The organism is Staphylococcus sp. HMSC057A08 (assembly GCF_001812925.1).
GTDB classification, from domain to species: Bacteria; Bacillota; Bacilli; order Staphylococcales; family Staphylococcaceae; genus Staphylococcus; species Staphylococcus hominis.
The window spans coordinates 131476-151320 of record NZ_KV810847.1 but is presented as its reverse complement, the minus strand read 5'-3'; the positions used below and the strand labels follow the sequence as shown (position 1 = coordinate 151320).

The following is a 19845-nucleotide window of genomic DNA, read 5'->3' as shown; positions in this document are numbered from 1 at the left end:
GGGGGGGGTAACATTTACCTACACACTATTATAATAATTGATGTTGCTTCAAGAGTTCTTCTACAAACGTACCTTTTATTTTTTTCAAGAACGTGTGTAATGCAACTTGTTGTATTTTATTTTGCTCGGCTAATGTTTTCAAGTCTTTACGATCATTAAGTTCATACATCGCATCTAATAAGACACGAATATCAAATTCTGTCGCCATGACTTCTGGAACACCTCTATCTATGTCCAGTAATTGATAAACTGCTTCCATCGCTGTTCTTACAGAATATTCTGTAGTAAACACTGTATCTCTTTCTGTCTCTGCGAAGTTACCAATGAAGGCTAAGTTACGAGAGTGCTGAGGGACAACAAGTGGTCGATCGCCAATCGCTCTTGGCATGAAATATGAACAAATATAAGGCATATATACAGGAATCGTATTACAATGTTGTGTTGCGAGGCATTCTATTTGATCAATAGGTAATCCCATATGATATAACCATTCTTGACATATTTCATGACCACTACATTCAACAATCGGTTTATGGATATAATCGCCCTTCTCATCTGAATATAAAGCGTATACCCATACACTCACTTCATCTTTAGGTTGTTGTTTGAATTGTTGCTGACGATTCACAGTAAAACTCATTTGCCATTTAGAATCGTTCACTGTGATAATCCCACCTGTAACTGTTTTTCCAGCTAATGGATCCCGTTTACATAAACGTTCGATAGCTTCAATGACCGTCTTGTTATTTGTCGTTACCGTTGCTGAGACGAACCAACTTTTATCGGGTAAATCTTTATAAAACTTTTCAGGGTTACCAAACTCAGGGCTTTGTTTGGCTAAGTTACGCCATAAATTCCAACTTCCGCCAATATCTTTTGTAGGAGGTGCGGGTGTGTCATTATCACCATATGTTGAACTTTCTGTGATACTACCATTAGTAATAAATACGAGATCATCGGGTGTGAGCTGAATCGTTTCTTTATTACCATTTCGTTTTAGTTCAATTGTTTTAGCAACTTTGTCTTTGGTAGTAACATCTACTTTAACGTCAAGCACTTGGACATTATATTCAAATTGCACACCATGGGACGTTAAGTATGCAACCATAGGGCGTACGAGTGATTCGTATTGATTGTATTTAGTAAATTTTAAAGCACTAAAATCAGCTAATCCTCCAATATGATGCACAAATCTCATTAAATAACGACGCATTTCCATCGCAGAATGCCAAGGTTCAAATGCGAACATCGTTTTCCAATAAATCCAAAAGTTCGAATTCATGAAATCCTCTGACAAGACATCTGAAATTGTTACATCATTTAAATCTTCTTCTTTCATCAAACATAATTGAAGTATGTCTTTCATTGCTTGTTTCGTTAAAGTAAAGTCTCCGTCTGTAGGCAAGCGTTGACCCCTTTCTTCAATAACACGACATCGTGAGTAGTTTGGATCTTCTTTATTTAACCAATAAAACTCATCTAAAACTGAAGCATCTTCAATTTCAAGTGATGGGATGGAGCGAAATAAATCCCATAAACACTCGAAATGGTTCTCCATTTCTCTGCCACCACGCATGACATAGCCTTTCATTGGAAGTTCAGTTCCATCCAAACTTCCACCAGATTTAGGTAATTCTTCTAAAATGTGGATGTTTGACCCATCCATTTGCCCATCTCTAATCAAGAAACATGCAGCAGCTAAAGAAGCCAATCCAGAGCCGATTAAATAAGCAGACTTTTGTTCTACATGTTCAGGTTTCTTCGGACGTGCAAATGCTTCATAATTTCCATTACTATAGTACATATGATTCACTTCCCAATTTATATTTTTTTAGTTATCTATGAAAAGTAGTAAACTATAAGTAAATGCTTTAGAAATTAATCTACCCTTCGCTTATATTATAATCATTTTATAAAATATTATTGTGAGTCAGTTAAGTGAAAATGTAACTTAAGTGACATTTTTGATAAAATGTCCTAAATGAGAGGTGAACAACATGAATAATCAAGATTTACGTGTACAACGAACAAAAAAAGCACTCATTACTACATTCTCAGATTTGCTTGAAACAAAATCTTTTGACAATATCACGATTCAAGATTTATGCGAAAAAGCAAATGTACGTCGTTCTACATTTTACCGTCATTTCAATGATAAGTATGATTTACTTAATCATATTGTTGGTACATTAATTGAATATTTTCGAACGTTACATTTGCCTGAAATTGATCCAAAAGATCCGAGACAATTTTTCAATAAATTTATGAAAGATATTTTACTTTTCATTAGTGATAACAAAGCAATGGTAAAAAGTGTCATTTCTATCAATATTTATAGTGAAGTTTATCAAATTTTATATAATCAAATTTATGCAGTGGTTAAACGACAAATTGAATTTGATAAACAAATTGGACAATTTTACATAGATGAGTTCATTTATGGAGAATTTCTAGCTGGAGGCATTTTAAGCGTTATTCTAAACTGGATTCAGTATGGTCAACAATCCATTGATGACGTGTCTTCAGATATCGTTACCATGATTTGTGGAGCGAGAGAAGTTCATTTAAAGTTATTAAAATAAAACGAGAGCGGGAAACAAATATCGTACTGACTTATTAAATTGTTTGACATTCATCTCACAATTAATAGTACGGTAAAGTGTATCCCGCTTTTATTTAGAACCATTTCCATACTTTTTTAGCATTTACTCGTGGATACGTCGTTTCTGGTAAGAAATCACGTTTATAATGCACATAGGCTTTTCCGTCTTTATTGATTCGTATATCCCATTTTTTGTTATCTTTAGGAACGGTATCATATAAATTTTTATCTACTTTATATGTCTTACCGTCAATCTTATGTTCTCCTTTAGATAATACTTTTTTGTATTCATATTCTTCGCGATAATGTTTAAAAATCGCATTCCCTATTCGATTACGATTGTATTTGGCATTATTATCCATATACGGTTCCACATTCATAACCACTTCATTGAGGCGAAGGTGATTTTGTTGGTTAGTTAAAGCAATATTATATCCTTTATCACTCGTACCTGTTTTCAATCCATCTGTACCTTTTAAGTAAAGTGGCTCATGTTTAATTGATAAATTAGTATTATTAAAAGTATAACCTTTTTGAGTATCTTGACTAAGTTGCGTTATATTTAAAATTTTTGGATGTTTGGCGATTAAGTGATGAGATAATATCGCAATATCTTCTGACGTACTTTTAGGATAAATATCCTGTTTATATTTCTTTGGTGCTTGTTGTCCAAGTAAATCATTAGCAGCACCTGCTGGGTTCACAAAATGTGTATGCTTCATATGAAAAGCTTTAGCTTGCACATTCATTTTGTCTGTGAATGTTGATGTATTGCCGCTCACTTGTTCTCCTAAAATCATTGCGGCTGCATTGCTTGAAGGTAAGGCTGCCTGTGTTAATAAATCTTTAATAGTATATATTTGTCCTTGATTTAAAGGGACAGATGTTAAATTTGGCTTTTTAGATAATTGATCATATGCACTCGTGATTTTAACTTTATCGTCTAACTTAAGTTTTCCTTGATGAACTGCCTCTAATGTTAAATAGAGGGTCATCATTTTAGACAAAGAAGCAGGATCCGCTTCTTTATTTCCTTGGAAATTATATAATATTTGTCCTTGTTGTGTCGTAAGCGTTACACCATCAGGTTCATAATTTGAACTTACTGCAACATTACCTTCTTTATTTGTAATATCAACAGGTGTTTCTGCTGCATCAGAGATTGACGTTCCAAATAATGTAAATAAACTAAGTATTCCAATACTTTGTGTTACTTTCAAAAACATTCTATTACCTACTTTTTATTTTTATAATATTGTATAATATATTTTATAACAACTTTATAGGCGAATTACAACTAAGTATCTAATATATATTCTTTAATTATAAAATAAAGAAGAGTTGAACAAATGGTCTTATGAATTTTGTCCAACTCTTTTGTTTATAGCATACTATTGATAGGATTTATCTCCTTTAAAATATTGACGATCTTTCTCACTATACACCTTACTCGGATCTAAAAATGGCTTTAATTTATATTTAAAATCATATAAATTTAATCCATCAATCGCAACACGATCTTGATAGACACTATCATTGCCGATATCTGTAAAATTATTTGGTCCTACACCTGCTAAAAATTTAAATCCTTCATCATGAACAAGGTATTGATATGCTTTAGACCCTCTATCTTGAGCACCGTGTGGATAGATAAATACATCTGTTTTACCTATAATGGGCTCTACTTCGTTTTTCCAACGTTTCGTATCACGAATAATTTGATCATATGAACTATTTGCAAAATCGATATGTCCCCATGAATGACTTGCAAATGTCCAACCATCTCGTTTCATTGCTTTGACAACTTTTTCAGCATCTTCTTTACGTTTTAGATAATCTTTATTATTTAACTCATTTGTTCGATAACCTAACACGCCATTGTATCCTGTTAGCGCAACGACGCCTTTTTGACCATTGAGTGAAAAGTCAGGATGGTCTTTCACGAATTGATTCAATATAGGTACAATATCATTTGTTTCACTTGTTGTTACCTTACCATTTTTATCTTTAGTTTCAGAAACGACATGTTGTTTCTGATCTAACACTAAACGATCTGCATATCCATGACCTCTCATGTACTCATAATAATTCATATCATCAATGGATAAAATTAATGGTTTCTTACCTTTAGGTAATTTTAATTCTTTTCTAGTAACTGTCTTTCCTTTTAAATCATAAGCCTCATGTGGATCTATTAATATGTAATGGTGTTTATAGAGTTCATTTAATGAACGCTTAAACTCATCAGCTGTAATCATCCAATCAAAATTACCCTTAGCTTGATTCTTCTCTTGTGTAAAAGCTACTTTAGGTTCAGTAATCACTGGATGATAAAATACATGTGCAATATCACCTTGATACACTTGCCAATCTTTTTTATTCTGAGTACTTTTTTTCGCATATATATTTGCGATATTTTCTTTATCCTTTTTAGTGTCTTTCTTTGATGATGACAATGTTGAAAATTGACATGCACATAAAACTATAGATATTAAAACAATAAGCGTGCTAAGTAAATATGTCTTAGTCATATAGTTACTCCTTTAAGTTATAGAAATATTATAATACCTTCCAACATTATATAATAATTTTATATTATTTATAATAGATGTGTTTCAACTTTTGAATACGCTTATTTTAAAATAGACTTAACACGTTTATATACAAAACCTACATATCTAAATCTTGAGCTATATCATTTATTGTGGGCATACCACCTTGTGCGCCAAGTGCTGTAACTGAATGACTAGCGGCGACATTAGCAAATGCAATAGCTTTAGCAAGCGAATCGTCTTTTTGTAATCCGACTGCAAGCGCACCATTAAATGTATCCCCAGCGCCTGTGGTATCTTTTACTTCTCGTTCAATTCCTTGAATTTCAATTTGTTCTAAACCATCGTAAAATACAGCACCTAATGCACCTTGTGTCACAATCAATTTATCAGGATAACGTTCTAACGCTTGATCAATGTCTCCTTCAAACATATTTTCACTTTCAGTTTCATTTGGTGTTAAATATGTTACTTGTTCCAATATATCATCTGAAATGTCTCTATATGGAGCTGGATTTAAAATAGAAGTAAGTTCATGTTCATAGCAATAATGAACAGTGTGAGCAACAACATCAGCTGGAATCTCTTGTTGAAGTAACACAATATCTCCTTTATTTGCTTTTGATAAAGCTGAGTCTACCAAAGAGACTGTGACTTTATGATTTGCTGAAGGTACAACAATAATACTATTATCATTATCAGCTAGTGTAATGTGTGCAGTACCTGAAGGTCCTTTTACTTTTTTTACATATTCAACATTTACATGATTATGCTTTAGATTTTCAAGAATTTGTTTACCTAACATATCATCGCCAATACACCCTACCATGTGAACATGGTCACCTAATCTTGCTGCTGCCACTGCTTGATTCGCGCCTTTACCGCCTGGTGTAGTGAAAAATGTATTTCCTAATACTGTTTCACCTTTACTTGGCACTTGGTCAGTCGACACAACCAAATCCATCGACATACTTCCCACAACATATATACGTTTCATATTAACCCTCTCCTTTTTCTTTCTCATCCATATCATATCTAAATTAGCATAAATAATAAAAAAAAGAGTGAGACAACACATTTAAAAAGAAATGCGGTCTCACTCTCATTAATATGTTCTAACTTTTAACTTCATGCTGCTCTTTACCTGCAAACATCACAAGCCACGTTGCAAAAATAAATGGAGCGGTGAAAATAGGAAGACCAATTGGGGCTAATGTTGTAGCTAATGCACCATGCATCACTACTGTTAATAATAAACCAGTAATCACTGCAAGAATCGGATTGAATTTTGTTTTAAACGTCGCACCCAACGCAATACCCGTTAATATTGAGTTATAGCCGTACAATCCATCAGTAATAGTGGGATAGTCTCCACCTAGTAATGTGATACATATCACTGCTAAAATACTTGATACTACTGCATAGATCCCGCCTTTTACTGAACCAATAAAAATACCAATAATAATTAACAGACTACCAATGATTGATGTCACTAAGAAAATTTCACTAAAGTTTGTAATGATACCGCTAATAAAATTCACATGTGAATGACTGATGTCTGGATGTTTAATTTTAGTAGGCAAAATATCTATTGTGATATGCATTTTTGAAAATTGCATGCCCATTGCTAAAATTAACCAAGTCATAAAGACAAATGGAAAAGTTAACATGGGTAGACCATATGGTTTTAAAATTTCTCGGATTGCAGCTCCAACTGGTAAAGTAAGAGTGGTCGCTACAATAAGTACAATCCAATTCACTAAAGATGCTTCTAAGAATAACGCTAACCCGATTGCTGTTAATACTGAATTGTATCCAGCTAATCCATCATGGACTTCATCCTCACTATAATTAAAGTGCGGCGCTAGAATAAGTGCAATGAGACTTCCCACTGTTGCTCCTAATCCAATCTTCCAATTTGCAATAAATAATCCTATCAGAATACACAGCCCTGACCATTTATTATTCATAAATACGACTTGAGCAATATTTTTTAAGAAAATCTCTACATATTTCATAAACTCACCTTTATTATTTTATTCATTTCCTTTCTAATTATTATACCTTTTAAACACTTTTGTAACATTAAAAATATATACAAATTTAATTGAAAAAGTGATTTTAAATAAATTTAAAAGATAAATTACTTGTTAAAAATATTCTACAGTTTTATGATTAATGTTGCAGTACTTATTTTTAAAAGAAAGAAGGTATAACAGTGCATTTTACTCAACGGGAACAAGATAAATTAATGATCGTGGTAGCTGCTGAAGTAGCGCGTCGACGTAAAGCACGTGGCTTAAAATTAAATTATCCAGAAGCATTAGCACTTATTAGTGATGAATTACTAGAAGGTGCACGTGATGGTAAAACTGTAGCTGATTTAATGAGTTACGGTAAACAAATTTTAAATAAAGATGATGTCATGGAAGGCGTTGATAGCATGTTGACTGATATTGAAATTGAAGCAACATTCCCAGATGGAACTAAATTAATCACTATTCATCATCCAATCGTGTAAGGAGGATTTTTAAATGAAACCTGGTGAAATTAAAATAAAAAATACAGAAGTTGAAATTAATCAAGGTCATTTTGAAACAGTGATCAATGTTAAAAATACTGGAGATCGTCCAATTCAAGTTGGTTCACATTTTCATTTCTTTGAAGCCAATAAAGGTTTAAAATTTGATCGTGAAAAAGCATATGGGAAACACTTAGATATTCCTGCCGGTGCTGCTGTTCGCTTTGAACCTGGCGACGAGAAAAAAGTTCAACTCGTTGAATATGCTGGTAACCGTAGAATTTATGGTTTCCGCGGTTTAGTTAACGGTGAAATTGACGAAGATCGCGTTTATCGTCCAACTGGTAAAAATGATGAATATGCTGCGCCAAAAGGTGATAATGGCGAAAAAAATGTGAACAAAATGGGAGGTAAACAGTAATGAGCTTTAAAATGACTCAATCTCAGTATACAAGTTTATATGGTCCAACTGTTGGCGATGCAGTACGACTAGGTGACACTAACTTATTTGCAACTGTTGAAAAAGATTATGCAAATTACGGTGAAGAAGCAACGTTTGGTGGCGGTAAATCTATTCGTGATGGCATGGCTCAAAACCCTAACGTTACACGCGATGACCGCAAAGTGGCTGACTTAGTATTAACAAATGCATTAATTATAGATTATGACAAAATTGTTAAAGCAGATATCGGTGTTAAAAATGGTTATATCTTTGCAATTGGTAAAGCAGGTAACCCTGATATCATGGATAATGTAGATATTATTATTGGTTCAACAACTGATATTATCTCAGCTGAAGGTAAAATCGTAACAGCTGGTGGTATCGATACACACGTTCACTTTATTAACCCCGAACAAGCAGAAGTTGCGCTTGAAAGTGGTGTGACAACACATATCGGTGGTGGTACGGGTGCATCAGAAGGTGCTAAAGCTACAACCGTTACACCTGGACCATGGTATATTCATCGTATGTTAGAAGCTGCTGAAGATTTACCAATTAATGTTGGTTTCACTGGTAAAGGGCAAGCTGTAAACCACACTGCATTAATTGAACAAATTCATGCTGGTGTGATCGGCTTAAAAGTACATGAAGACTGGGGTGCAACTCCTTCAGCGTTAAGTCATGCATTGGATGTAGCAGATGAATTTGATGTACAAATTGCTCTACATGCTGATACATTAAATGAAGCAGGGTTCATGGAAGATACAATGGCCGCTGTAAAAGACCGTGTTTTACACATGTATCATACAGAAGGTGCTGGTGGTGGACATGCGCCAGATTTAATTAAATCTGCATCGTATCCGAATATTTTACCGTCATCTACAAACCCAACATTACCTTACACACATAATACTGTAGATGAACATTTAGACATGGTTATGATTACACACCATTTAAATGCATCTATCCCTGAAGATATTGCTTTCGCAGACTCACGTATTCGTAAAGAAACGATTGCAGCTGAAGACGTATTACAAGATATGGGTGTATTTAGCATGGTAAGTTCTGACTCTCAAGCGATGGGACGTGTGGGTGAAGTCATTACACGTACATGGCAAGTAGCTCATCGTATGAAAGAACAACGTGGTGCTTTAGAAGGTGATACTGACTATAACGATAACAATCGTATTAAACGTTATATCGCAAAATACACAATCAATCCTGCGATTACACATGGTATTTCTGACTATGTTGGATCAATCGAAAAAGGTAAATTAGCTGACTTAGTTCTATGGAATCCAGCTTTCTTCGGTGTAAAACCTGAACTTGTTGTTAAAGGTGGATTGATTAACTCAGCAGTAAATGGTGATGCAAATGCTTCTATTCCAACATCAGAGCCTATGAAATATCGTAAAATGTATGGTCAATATGGTGCAAATAAACAACACACTGCGATTACATTCGTTTCTAAAACAGCATACGAAAACGGTATTTATAACCAACTAAACTTAGAACGTATGGTTCGACCAGTCCATGGTATCCGTAATCTTACTAAAAAAGATATGAAAAATAACGATGCAACACCTAAATTAGATGTTGATCCACAAACATATGAAGTATTTGTAGATGGTGAAAAAATCACAAGTGAACCAGCAACTGAATTACCATTAGCACAAAGATACTTCTTATTCTAGGAGGTACTCAGATGATAGTAGAAGACATTCAAGGCAATATCGCTAACCTTTCTGCAGAGGAAAAACAAAAGCATGTAGAAAAAGTATATCTTGAAAACTCTGATCTAGTTAAACGTATTCAACGTGTCACAACAGATCACGGTAATGAAATCGGTATTCGTTTAAAACAACCTATCGATTTACAATATGGCGATATTTTATATCAAGATGACAACAATATGATTGTAGTAGATGTAAACTCGGAAGATTTACTTGTCATTAAGCCACGTAACATACAAGAAATGGGAGATATTGCGCATCAATTAGGTAATCGTCATTTACCTGCGCAATTCACAGAAACTGAAATGCTTGTACAATATGACTACCTAGTAGAAGATTTATTAAAAACGCTAGGTATTCCCTATAGCCATGAAGATCGAAAAGTGAATAAAGCCTTCAGACATATAGGTCATTCACATGATTGATCATTCACATTTACGACTATTTCAGTTCTGTGATTCACAATTCCCTACTGGCGCATTTAGTCATTCATTTGGACTAGAAACATATATTCAACGTCAAGCTGTTCACGATGCAAATTCATTTAAAGAATGGTTAGAACTCTTTTTAAATGAACAATTAACGTATTCAGATGGACTTGCAATGCGTTTAGTTTATAACGCTTTAAATAATGGTGATACAGAAAAAGTATTACAACTTGATCAATTAATTTATGTCCAAAGTTTACCAAGAGAAACACGTGTAGGTACTAAACAAATGGGTACACGTATGGTAAAACTGGCCATGGAACTTTATGATAGTCCATGGATTAAATGGTACCATCAACAGATGAAAGATAAACGTGCAAAACTGCATCCAGCTATTTGTTTTACAATGCTAGGACATTATTTAGGCGTCGATATTGAAACGATTATTGATTACTATCTATATCAGAACGTTTCCAGTTTAACGCAAAATGCAGTACGTGCAATTCCCTTAGGTCAAACAATAGGACAACAAGTTGTGACGGAGATGATTCCATATATCGAGCGTACACGACAACATATTCTCACATTAAACGAAGAAGACTTTGGTTTAACAGCTCCTGGTTTAGAGCTTAATCAAATGGAGCATGAAAACGTAAACGTGAGAATCTTTATTTCATAGGAGGTAATATACATGGCAAATCCAATTAAAATTGGTGTAGGCGGTCCTGTAGGTGCAGGTAAAACACAATTAATTGAAAAACTTGTACGTCGTCTATCAAAAGATATGAGTATTGGCGTGATTACAAACGATATTTACACAAAAGAAGACCAAAAAATCTTAGTGAATACTGGTGTTTTACCAGAAGATAGAATTATCGGTGTGGAAACGGGTGGCTGTCCACATACAGCAATTCGTGAAGATGCATCAATGAACTTTGCTGCAATCGATGAATTATTAGATCGTCATGAGGATATTGAACTTATTTTCATCGAATCAGGTGGCGATAACTTAGCTGCTACTTTCAGTCCTGAATTAGTAGATTTCTCTATTTATATCATCGATGTAGCTCAAGGTGAAAAAATTCCACGTAAAGGTGGACAAGGTATGATTAAATCTGATTACTTTATCATTAATAAAACAGATTTAGCAGAATTTGTTGGCGCATCACTTGACCAAATGGCAGAAGATACTAAAACATTTCGTGGCAATCGTCCCTTCACATTTACAAATTTAAAAACCGACGATGGTTTAGATAATGTCATTGAATGGATTGAACGTGATGCATTACTTAAAGGATTAGCTTAATGGTACAACATCAATTCGATTCGAAACCTTCTTGGACTGGACAATTGGATCTCACTGTTTTTAATAATGGTGAGCGTTCTGTTGCCCGTAATATCTTTTTCGAAAAAGCGTTAAAGGTTATTCGTCCAGTTTATTTAAATTTCTCTAAGATTCCAACATTTTATATCGTCAATGTTGGCGGTGGTTATTTAGATGGCGATCGTTATCGTATGAATATTAATGTCGAAGAAGAGGCTAAAGTCACTTTGACCTCTCAAGGTGCAACTAAAATTTATAAGACGTTAAACGATTGCGTGAAACAATATCAAACATTCAATATAGCAAAAGATGGTTATATGGAATATGTAGGAGACCCTATTATTGCTTATGAAAGAGCAAAGTTTTTCCAACATAACGTCTTTAATTTAGATAAAAGTGCATCCATGTTCTATACCGATATTTTAACCCCAGGCTATTCTGAAAAAGACACACCATTCACTTACGACTACATGCATTTAATTAATGAAATTTATGTAGATGATGTGCTTATCACCTACGATAATTTACGAATGCACCCAAGTGAAACAAAAATGAGTTCGATTGGCTATATGGAAAACTATACACATCTTGGTTCGGCTTATTGTATACACCCTAATATAACGCAAAAATTCATTGAAGATGTGTATGATGAAATTAAAGATTATACAAAGCAATACGATTGCCGTATTGGTATTACGCAATTACCTACACATGGTTTTACAGTCCGTGTATTATCTAATCTGACACAAGAAATTGAAGAAGTGCTTACACGCGTCCAAGCTTATATTGCTGATAAATTATATCATCGTCAACTCGACTTTTTAAGAAAATATTAATAATTAATTAAAATACACCTTATATCACGAGTACAAAGACTCGATATAAGGTGTTATTCTTTTACACTTATTTTTCTATTTTTATTTATTATCATTAAATATATATTGATAGATATCATGCGACACTTGTTCAAAATCATCAACATTAAGTGAAAGATAGAATTTGAGTTTAGGCTCTGTTCCTGAAGGACGTAATGCGACAAATCCTTCATCAAAGATTAACCGAATCACATTTGACTTTGGTAAAGCTATCGACTCAGTAGTACCATCATCTTTATTTATTCTCTCTTGGCTTTGATAATCTTCAACTGCGATCACTTTTAATCCGCCCAACGTATCTGGAATGTGTTGACGAAGGTGTTCCATTAACGTTGCAATTTCTTGTTGCCCCTTTTTTCCTTCAAATATTTTAGATGTAGGTTGATCGCGATAATATCCTACTTCCTCATATATATCCGTTAAGGCATCATGTAATGTTTTACCTTCATTTTTTAAAATAGAAGCATATTTAATGACTAACGGAACAACTTGAATCGCATCTTTATCTCTTACAAATTCACCCGCAAGGTAACCATAACTTTCCTCATAAGCGAAAATAAATGTTTCATCCTCACGTAATTCGCGAATGGCCTTGGCAATAAATTTAAAACCAATTAAGACTTCCTTCACAGTGACCCCATGTTGCTTTGCGAAACGTTTCCCTAGTTCACCACTTACGATGGATTGAATCATGACTGGCTGTTTAGGAAGCGTCCTATAATCGACTAAATATTTAATCATTAACGCACCTATTTCACTGCCATTAAAATAGTGAATATGACCATCATGATCTCGTTCAACGAATCCCATTCGATCCACATCAGGGTCTGTCGCAATGATTAAATCCGCTTTAGAGTATTGGGCTTGTTTGATAGCTAGATCAAACGCTTCATGTTCTTCTGGATTGGCGCTTTTTACAGAACTAAAATCAGGATCAATTTTACATTGTGCGTCAACAAGTTCAATCTTATTAAAGTGAAGATGGCTTAGCACCTTCGGAATAATAGGTGTTCCTGTACCATGTAAACTCGTATACACCACATTTAAGTTTGATGGAGGTATGTCACCAATCAATTGGTTAATTTCCGCAAAATAGTACTGATTAATATCTTTTGGTAAAGGTAAAATATTTTCTTTAATTAACGTCTCATTTAATTCAATGTCTAAATGAAGTGGATCATCTAATTGTTCAATATACTTAGCTACTTCAAGTGAGGCGACATCGTCGAGCTGTGCTCCATCAGCACCATATACTTTAATGCCATTATAATCTTTAGGATTGTGACTAGCTGTAATCATAATACCTGCAGACGTTTGAAGATATCTCACTGCATAAGATAACTGCGGAGTCGTTTGATATGTATCCGATACATATACTTTAATATGATGAGACGCTAAAATATGCGCGATAATGTCTGCAAATTCTGCTGATAAATGACGAATGTCATAATGAATGACAATGGAAGGTTGTGCCATATTATCTTGTAAATAATATGCAATTCCTAAAGCTAGACGTTGAATGGTATATCGATTTAAACGTCCTGGACCTAAACCAAATTGACCACGAATACCTGCTGTTCCAAAGGAAAGTGTCGTTTCAAACCCTTCTTGTTGAAATTGATATGATTGTTGGTCATAGAATGATCCTACGAGACTATCTGCTTTATGTGTTATCCAATTGTCTTTCATCCAATACTCCTCTCATACATGATGTATGTCCTATTCTTTTCTTTAGTATAATCGATATCTATTTATGTTTCACATGATACTTATCTTTTTTTAATTAAAATCCTATCTACAATAATACAATTCAAAAACACCCTCACTACGATAAGTAAGGATGTTTTTAATTGTAATTTATAGCTATTTACGATTGAAATTGATAGCTTTCATGTCCTTTAGCGAATCCCTCAACTGTATAAATCATTGATCCACCTTCTGAATTATTCTCAATATCATTGGTACATATTAACAATTGATTTGTACCTGGAATAAATTGTGGATGTGTAGAACGCAACATTTTCCCTTCATCACGACCTGGCATCAAGATTTGACCAATAGGATACCCTCTCTTATTAAAGACCAGAACACGACCCTGCCCATACATTGCAACATATAAGTTGTCATCACTATCAATACAAACAGAATCAGGTCCTTCATGACCAGTGAAATAATACGGTATGGTTGCTCCAAACGGTGCAATAGTCACACCATCATCTTCTAATTGAATACGGTGAAGTCGGTTCGTCGTTGTTTCAGTTACCCACAGTACTTTTTCATCGGTACTAAGTGCGATACCATTAGCAACAGAAATATTTTGTATCACGGGTGTCACCGTTTTAAAATCAGGAGAAACGTAGTAGACGCCACCTTTAGGATTCGTTGAATACCCTCTAAAGTCGGTGAAATAAAACCCACCTTTACTATCAAATACCATATCATCAATACAATAATCTGTATTGATGTCTGAAATAATGTCTTCAAAGTATTCTCCATGTTCATCTGTTGCGAAAATACCACCTGTAGATTCAAAGTCACCTAAGTAACATGTAAACAATCGTCCATCTTTATGAATTTTTACTGCAGCTGGATTTTGTTTTTCTGATTGAAACGCTACAGAAATATCTTTGCTTGGTAGATTAACTTTGAAAATCTTTCCACCAAATACTTCACATAAAAATAAGTTATGTTCTCTATCAAAAATAAGTCCTTCAAGTTGAAGTCCTTCATCTGAAATTTCTAACCATGGTTCAGCTGTGACTGTTTGTAATTCACTTTCAGAAACAATAGGAACTACACTTTTAGATTTACCACTATACGTTAATTTAGGTAATTTATTATCCAACATATTAAATAAGCCTCCTTATGTCATTCATTTACATAGTTTATTATACGCTTGAAACATTCTAAACTTAAGCTTACTATATGTAATCGATTTCAATAAGTAAAATGATTCTCCTTGTATAGGTCAATTGACTGATTTATGAGCGCAAATATTGAAAGAAGTTATAATTTTGTTAAAATATTATAATGTCGATTTTTATATAAATAACAATTTAGATACGTTTAACATACAGATAAATTAACTTTTAGAGGAGAATCAGAAAATGGATTATAGAGTGTTATTGTATTACAAATATACAACAATTGATGACCCTGACACATTTGCTAATGAACATTTAGCATTTTGTAAAGAACATAACTTAAAAGGTAGAATCTTAGTATCTACAGAAGGTATCAACGGTACATTATCTGGTACAAAAGAAGATACAGATCAATATATTGAACATATGCATGCAGATGAACGTTTTAAAGATATGACGTTCAAAATTGATGAAGCTGAGGGACATGCATTCAAAAAAATGCACGTACGTCCTAGAAAAGAAATTGTTGCTTTAGGTTTAGAAGATGATGTTGATCCACGTGTGACAACTGGTAAATATTACTCACCTAGTGAGTTCAAAGCTGCATTAGAAGATGACGATACTGTTATTTTAGACGCACGTAATGATTATGAATTTGACTTAGGTCATTTCCGCGGCGCCATTCGCCCAGATATTACACGCTTCAGAGATTTACCAGATTGGATTCGTGAAAATAAAGAAAAATTAGATGGTAAAAACATTGTGACGTATTGTACGGGTGGCATCCGTTGTGAAAAATTCTCAGGCTGGCTTGTAAAAGAAGGCTTTGAAAATGTAGGACAATTACATGGCGGTATTGCTACGTATGGTAAAGATCCAGAAACAAAAGGTGAGTACTGGGATGGCAAAATGTACGTCTTCGATGAACGTATTAGTGTCGATGTGAACCATGTAGATAAAACAGTGATTGGTAAAGAACACTTTGATGGCACTCCATGCGAACGTTATATTAACTGTGCAAATCCAGAATGTAATAAACAAATTTTAGTATCCGAAAAAAATGAAGCAAAATATCTTGGCGCATGTTCATATGACTGTGCCAAACATGAACGTAATCGCTACGTTGCAAAACACCATATTAGTGATGAGGAATGGAATCGTCGTTTAGAAAACTTTAAAGATGTTCCTGAACATATTCACGCATAATGACATGTACCCTTTATAAGTATCAACCTACTTTTAAAGGGTACTTTTACATAATTACTGTGCTATAATAACTTAAATTGAAACTTACCTAAGGTGATTGTTATGAAGAAGCACAGTAAAGATTACTTCCATCTTTTTTATAGTCAGCTATTCGCAAATACTGGAGACGTGTTAACCGTTGTCGGCTTAATTTCGGTAGTATATAGTATGACCTCAAAAACGACTGCCGCTTCTATGATTCCAATTATTTTTACTTCCGGTCTCTTTGTTAGTAGCTTTATTTCAAATTATATTTATCAGTATTTTACTCAAAAACAAGTATTATGGATTTTCCAAGGGCTTAAACTTGTGAGTCTATCCATCATCGCAAGTCTACTTATATTCGAGGAATCTCCAATATTTATTTTTATTCTACTATTTATAAATGCTCTATTTGATGGATTTACCAATCCAATTAAGAACGCGATGATTCCTTTTATTGAAAAGAAAGAATACATAACTTCGGCGAACGCTTTAATGAATATGATGAGTAGTATGGTTCAATTGTCGACATGGGCATTAGGTGGATTTCTGATGAGTCTGATTGGCGCTAAATATTTATTTTTATTTGCGCTTGTACTAGAAATCCTATCCTACTTCTTTATTATTCAACTTTCAGAACGGCATATTTATAATAATGAAAAAGAAAATATATTAAATAGCTTTAAAACTGTATTACGTCATAACTATTCCAATAAACTGAGTTTATATCTAAATCTATCTATAATTTTCGAATCTGTCGCAACGTCCATTTGGGTTGCTGCAATTATTCTTACATATACGAGAACATTTTTACATGTCGATGATTTTTGGTTTGGACTCATCAATGCTGCTTTCTTTAGTGGGACAATTATTGCTGGGTTATGGATGAATGATAAAGATCAATTTTTCACAAAAATAAGTTACCCTATTATTATTTATATTCCGCTCATATTAGCTTTTATTAATGCCAGCTTTATCCTACATCAATCTGTGTTACTTGCTTTACTCATGTCATTATTAATGGGAATTTTCGAAGATTCACGCTATATTTCTTTAAACTCAGTTGTACAACGTGAAGTACCAAAAGAAGCCCTAACATCCACCTATATACTGAATAATTTATTAAGCAGTATATTTTTCTCACTTGGTACTTTAGGTATTTCTCTTGTTGTAGATAATCAAGGAGTGATGTGGGCATATGTAATTAGTAGCGTTGCTTATGTGTTAACATTTGTTTTAGGTTTATATTTTAAAACAGCAATTAAAAATTAATTTACGAGGAGACGACGATATGTGTACAGGCATTACATTTCAAGCCAGCAATGGAGATGTTATTTTTGGAAGAACGATGGATTACGATTATCCTTTGAACGGCTTTCCTGCAGTTCAACCTCGAGGATACTCCTTTAAATCGCATGTCGACTATGAAGGGGAAACGTTGTATGCCTTTGCAGGTGCTGGTTCTGATATGGAGGGATTTGTTTTTGGAGATGGCGTCAATGAACATGGACTTGCCATGTCAAATCAATACGATCGTGGATATGCGTCATATGCGACAGACATTCGTGAAGGCTATATCAATATTTCGCAAACAGAAGTCCTTGTGTGGGCGCTCGGCTATAACAGAACTATTGAAGAACTTATTGAAAATGCGAAACAAGTTAACGTTGTAGCCTATTCATATAGTGATATTAACGAAGTTCCTCCATTACATTATCATTTATCTGATGCGACAGGGCGCACTGTGGAAGTGACATTTGTTGATGGTCGCATCGTCGTGATTGATAATCCAATTGGCGTGCTCACAAATAACCCAGATTTAAATTGGCATTATGAAAATTTGAAACACTTTATGCATGTGACACCATATAACATTGACAATACATTTTCAAAACAATTGAACTTAGGGAATACGAATGGCACATTCGGTTTACCTGGAGGGTATACATCTGGCGAACGTTTTGTTCGAGCAGCTTATCTTGTTCATCACTTATTACCAAATAGCGATGACCATCCTATCTTAGATGCATTTAGAATTTTAGACCATGTGAGTGTACCAAAAGGCGCTGTTCGCCCTTCAGACAATGGATTTTATTATACGTTATATCAAACTGTTTTTAATTTAACGACAAAAACACTCTATATTAAATATTATGACTCGAATACCATTACAGAATTACAACTTACCGATGACTTAATAAATCGTGACGATTTGGTAGTCTTTTCGAGAAAGAATAAAGGGTTATATACTGAAAAAGTGAATGACTAACATATTTTTAAATCTAATAAAGTACCTCTCTTACATTAAATTGTAAGAGAGGCTTGTTATTTTTTCACTTTTATCATTCTTTATTTTATCTATAAACTAGTCCACCATCAGTTAAAATGGCTTGTCCAGTAATATAATCTGAATCTGATGATGCTAAGAATGATACTAAAGAAGCCACATCTTTTGGTTCTTGATAACGCCCGAGTTTAATTGCTGATGAGAACTGTTCAAATGCTTCACCAGGTTTTAGATTACTATCTAATTTAACCATTTCAGCATCAATACGATCCCACATTTCAGTTTTAGCAACTCCAGGACAATAAGCATTCACCGTAATACCTTTTTCAGCTAATTCTTTCGCTGCAGTTTGAGTGAGAGAACGTACTGAATGTTTAGTAGCACAGTATGTACCTAATACCTCATAAGATTCATGTCCTGCAATACTGCATGCGTTAATGATTTTACCTTTACTATTTTGCTTAATAAACTGTTTTGCTGCCGCTTGAATTCCAAATAACGTGCCATATACATTTATATGGAATAATTTATCCAATTCATCTTCTGTAATATCTAAAATAGGTGATACCGCATCTACACCAGCATTATTTACAAATACATCAATTTGACCAAATTCTGCCACTGCAAATTGAACTAATTCTTCTTGCTCTTTTTTCTTAGAAACATCACTATGAAATGCTACCACGTTATATCCATTCTCTTTAAATTCTTGTTCTGTTTTTTCTAGAGCTTTTTGATTAATATCTTGAATCACAATATTAAATCCATCATTGGCTAAACGTTGAGCAATTCCTTTTCCTAATCCTGCTGCTGAACCTGTAATGACTGCTGTTTTTGTCATAATACCACTCCTTTTACATAATTATTTTACCCTTCTAGTTTAATTTTATTCTTAATTTTAAATAATTCACAAACTGTTCATATATCTTTTACGTTGCCTTATATCATCATCTGTTTAATGATGTAAATAAGTGTTTATACCTTACGTAT

19 protein-coding genes are annotated in these 19845 nt (G+C 33.9%); 11 read left to right on the top strand and 8 right to left on the bottom strand.

Annotated features, from left to right (window positions below; genetic code table 11):
• Positions 1 to 28: 28 nt before the first annotated feature.
• Positions 29 to 1804 carry an oleate hydratase gene (locus HMPREF2881_RS02620; protein ID WP_002488251.1) on the bottom strand — a complete coding sequence of 592 codons (1776 nt, stop codon included), beginning with the start codon at positions 1802 to 1804 and terminating at the stop codon, positions 29 to 31.
• 193 nt (positions 1805 to 1997) lie between these two features.
• Between HMPREF2881_RS02620 and HMPREF2881_RS02615 the strand changes: the two genes are divergently transcribed.
• Positions 1998 to 2582, top strand: coding sequence for a TetR/AcrR family transcriptional regulator (locus HMPREF2881_RS02615; RefSeq protein ID WP_002449257.1), 585 nt, complete (start codon positions 1998 to 2000; stop codon positions 2580 to 2582).
• Positions 2583 to 2676: 94 nt separating this feature from the next.
• Here the strand turns inward: HMPREF2881_RS02615 and pbp4 are convergent, their stop codons facing one another.
• From pbp4 to yut, 4 genes are all read right to left on the bottom strand, one after another.
• Positions 2677 to 3828: a penicillin-binding protein PBP4 gene (gene pbp4 / locus HMPREF2881_RS02610; RefSeq protein ID WP_002488217.1), complete on the bottom strand. Its 1152-nt coding sequence runs from the start codon at positions 3826 to 3828 to the stop codon at positions 2677 to 2679.
• A 165-nt stretch (positions 3829 to 3993) separates the two neighbouring features.
• Complete coding sequence (locus HMPREF2881_RS02605; protein WP_002488223.1) at positions 3994 to 5133, bottom strand: polysaccharide deacetylase family protein; 1140 nt, start codon at positions 5131 to 5133, stop codon at positions 3994 to 3996.
• A 139-nt stretch (positions 5134 to 5272) separates the two neighbouring features.
• Positions 5273 to 6151 (bottom strand): ribokinase, encoded by an 879-nt coding sequence (locus tag HMPREF2881_RS02600; protein ID WP_002454710.1) that lies wholly within the window; start codon positions 6149 to 6151, stop codon positions 5273 to 5275.
• Positions 6152 to 6269: 118 nt separating this feature from the next.
• The gene (gene yut, locus HMPREF2881_RS02595) at positions 6270 to 7172 is read right to left on the bottom strand and encodes an urea transporter (RefSeq protein WP_002488237.1); all 903 of its coding nucleotides are present in this window, start codon (positions 7170 to 7172) and stop codon (positions 6270 to 6272) included.
• Between the two features lie 200 nt (positions 7173 to 7372).
• Between yut and HMPREF2881_RS02590 the strand changes: the two genes are divergently transcribed.
• The 7 genes from HMPREF2881_RS02590 to HMPREF2881_RS02560 are packed head-to-tail and all read left to right on the top strand — an operon-like array spanning position 7373 to position 12438.
• Complete coding sequence (locus HMPREF2881_RS02590) at positions 7373 to 7675, top strand: urease subunit gamma (protein ID WP_002449337.1); 303 nt, start codon at positions 7373 to 7375, stop codon at positions 7673 to 7675.
• Positions 7676 to 7688: 13 nt separating this feature from the next.
• Positions 7689 to 8096, top strand: coding sequence for an urease subunit beta (gene ureB, locus HMPREF2881_RS02585; RefSeq protein ID WP_002488234.1), 408 nt, complete (start codon positions 7689 to 7691; stop codon positions 8094 to 8096).
• Positions 8096 to 9811, top strand: a complete 1716-nt coding sequence (gene ureC / locus HMPREF2881_RS02580) for an urease subunit alpha (protein WP_002449517.1) — start codon at positions 8096 to 8098, stop codon at positions 9809 to 9811. Before ureB ends, ureC begins: the two co-directional genes overlap by 1 nt.
• A gap of 11 nt (positions 9812 to 9822) precedes the next feature.
• Complete coding sequence (gene ureE, locus HMPREF2881_RS02575) at positions 9823 to 10275, top strand: urease accessory protein UreE (protein WP_002449547.1); 453 nt, start codon at positions 9823 to 9825, stop codon at positions 10273 to 10275.
• Entirely contained in the window at positions 10268 to 10957 is a 690-nt protein-coding gene (locus HMPREF2881_RS02570; RefSeq protein ID WP_002488205.1) for an urease accessory protein UreF, read from the top strand. The genes ureE and HMPREF2881_RS02570 overlap by 8 nt, the downstream gene beginning before the upstream one ends.
• A gap of 12 nt (positions 10958 to 10969) precedes the next feature.
• Positions 10970 to 11584, top strand: coding sequence for an urease accessory protein UreG (gene ureG / locus HMPREF2881_RS02565; protein ID WP_002449460.1), 615 nt, complete (start codon positions 10970 to 10972; stop codon positions 11582 to 11584).
• Positions 11584 to 12438 carry an urease accessory protein UreD gene (locus HMPREF2881_RS02560; RefSeq protein WP_002488186.1) on the top strand — a complete coding sequence of 285 codons (855 nt, stop codon included), beginning with the start codon at positions 11584 to 11586 and terminating at the stop codon, positions 12436 to 12438. The genes ureG and HMPREF2881_RS02560 overlap by 1 nt, the downstream gene beginning before the upstream one ends.
• Positions 12439 to 12519: 81 nt before the next feature.
• Here HMPREF2881_RS02560 and HMPREF2881_RS02555 read toward each other — a convergent pair whose 3' ends face one another.
• A complete protein-coding gene (locus tag HMPREF2881_RS02555) occupies positions 12520 to 14166 on the bottom strand; it encodes a phospho-sugar mutase (protein ID WP_002449293.1) in 1647 nt (548 codons plus the stop codon).
• Between the two features lie 178 nt (positions 14167 to 14344).
• Positions 14345 to 15325, bottom strand: coding sequence for an SMP-30/gluconolactonase/LRE family protein (locus HMPREF2881_RS02550; RefSeq protein WP_002449248.1), 981 nt, complete (start codon positions 15323 to 15325; stop codon positions 14345 to 14347).
• Between the two features lie 259 nt (positions 15326 to 15584).
• Between HMPREF2881_RS02550 and HMPREF2881_RS02545 the strand changes: the two genes are divergently transcribed.
• The 3 genes from HMPREF2881_RS02545 to HMPREF2881_RS02535 all read left to right on the top strand — a co-directional run bounded on the left by HMPREF2881_RS02545 (position 15585) and on the right by HMPREF2881_RS02535 (position 18837).
• Positions 15585 to 16547, top strand: coding sequence for an oxygen-dependent tRNA uridine(34) hydroxylase TrhO (locus HMPREF2881_RS02545; protein ID WP_002488228.1), 963 nt, complete (start codon positions 15585 to 15587; stop codon positions 16545 to 16547).
• A 102-nt stretch (positions 16548 to 16649) separates the two neighbouring features.
• Entirely contained in the window at positions 16650 to 17840 is a 1191-nt protein-coding gene (locus HMPREF2881_RS02540) for an MFS transporter (protein WP_002488238.1), read from the top strand.
• 19 nt (positions 17841 to 17859) lie between these two features.
• Positions 17860 to 18837 (top strand): choloylglycine hydrolase family protein, encoded by a 978-nt coding sequence (locus tag HMPREF2881_RS02535; protein ID WP_002449351.1) that lies wholly within the window; start codon positions 17860 to 17862, stop codon positions 18835 to 18837.
• Positions 18838 to 18922: 85 nt separating this feature from the next.
• On the opposite strand, the gene HMPREF2881_RS02530 is transcribed toward HMPREF2881_RS02535, so the two are convergent.
• Positions 18923 to 19696, bottom strand: a complete 774-nt coding sequence (locus HMPREF2881_RS02530) for an acetoin reductase (protein ID WP_002488197.1) — start codon at positions 19694 to 19696, stop codon at positions 18923 to 18925.
• Between the last annotated feature and the right edge of the window lie 149 nt (positions 19697 to 19845).